This is a genomic window from Pseudoalteromonas sp. MMG012 (assembly GCF_018100875.1).
GTDB lineage: Bacteria > Pseudomonadota > Gammaproteobacteria > Enterobacterales > Alteromonadaceae > Pseudoalteromonas > Pseudoalteromonas aurantia.
The window spans coordinates 1-1,206 of the sequence record NZ_JAGJEF010000192.1; the positions used below are offsets into that span (position 1 = coordinate 1).

A 1,206-nucleotide genomic window follows, 5' to 3' on the forward strand; every position below is an offset into this window, starting at 1 on the left:
TTGAGTGGATGCAAACTTCCCTTCACCTTCCATAAATATGTGTAGCCTAGCTCTAACTCCTTTAATTTTAGATTCAAATTCAATGCGTCTTAAATTTAAATCTCGACCATAAGCTAAATAAATGGGTTTTAGAGTGAAATTCTCAGAATCTATTTTACCGCTGTTTATTGCTATGTTAAATATTTCATTGCCTGTATAGGGGACTGTCCGACTTAAGTCTCCGAAAACACCTTTCGTGCCGTTTGCATATTCTGCATCTACTTGCTTGTCTAGTTCGGCATTTTGGATGATGGCTTGTAATGTACTTCGTTGTATGTCATTCAGGTTCAGCGTTTCTAAAGTATTTTTTTTAAAATATAAATTAAATTGAGGTTCTAAACCCTGTGCTTTAGACTGCGCACCAAGTGTACAGAGTAAAAGTAAGAGGAGTGAAATAGATTTCATACGAGTTATTTCCTTATAGTAAAATTAACCACCTTATAAATATTAACTTTAGTTTTCTAAATTGTAATTTTATAAAGCTTTGCTGTTTTAACTCTATTTTGGTTTCAACCTAATACTTACATATAAGGTGGATAATCAAGGGTAGGTCTTACCTCGTGCAATTGCCCTATGGGTCACTTGGCGTTCACGCTCCAAGACATAACAATAATAGCGCCCATCCAACTGAACTTTTAGCCCCGTCAGTTGCGATTGTTGTCCAACGTGTACTGCTTCAGTATGGTTAGCATATTGCTTGGAATGGCGGCTTTTTGCCCTGTGTTCATATTAAACATCACCACACTCGCATACCCAGTTGTGCATATTGCTTGCTGTGATTCACTAAACGCCTCGTAGCGCATCGTGAAACGGTCTGCTTTGATGTCAGTAATATATGAACCAATATGCAACGTATCAGGAAAAGTAACTGGCCGTTTGTATTGCGCGTAAGTATCACGCAAAACAGGGCTATGGCTGGGTTCTGACAATATAGACAGTAAGCCCGTTTGTTTTAAAAAATCAATTCGCGCGGTTTCAAAATAACGAAAATACGACACGTTATTCACATGCCCTAACGCATCCATTTCTCCCCACACCACATTCACTTTTGTATTAATTGCAAACTTTTCGAAAAACTCCTGCATGACGCTGCCTCAAAATTATGATTATTTATTTTGAGAGTAACAACTCATCGTACCAGTAACAAGCGCAATGCGATCCATAAAT

General features: G+C 37.8%; 2 protein-coding genes. Both read right to left on the minus strand.

The window, feature by feature from the left end; all coding sequences use genetic code 11:
* Positions 1-444: hypothetical protein (locus J8L97_RS22950; RefSeq protein ID WP_211053034.1), on the minus strand; the 444-nt coding region annotated here is incomplete at its 3' end.
* 239 nt (positions 445-683) lie between these two features.
* Positions 684-1,124 carry a thioesterase family protein gene (locus tag J8L97_RS22955; RefSeq protein ID WP_211053035.1) on the minus strand — a complete coding sequence of 147 codons (441 nt, stop codon included), beginning with the start codon at positions 1,122-1,124 and terminating at the stop codon, positions 684-686.
* Positions 1,125-1,206: the final 82 nt, after the last annotated feature.

Bases quoted from the DNA above. Each gene is read 5' to 3' on its own strand.
- J8L97_RS22955 (WP_211053035.1), bottom strand. From the start codon at position 1,124: ATGCAGGAGTTTTTCGAAAAGTTTGCAATTAATACAAAAGTGAATGTG.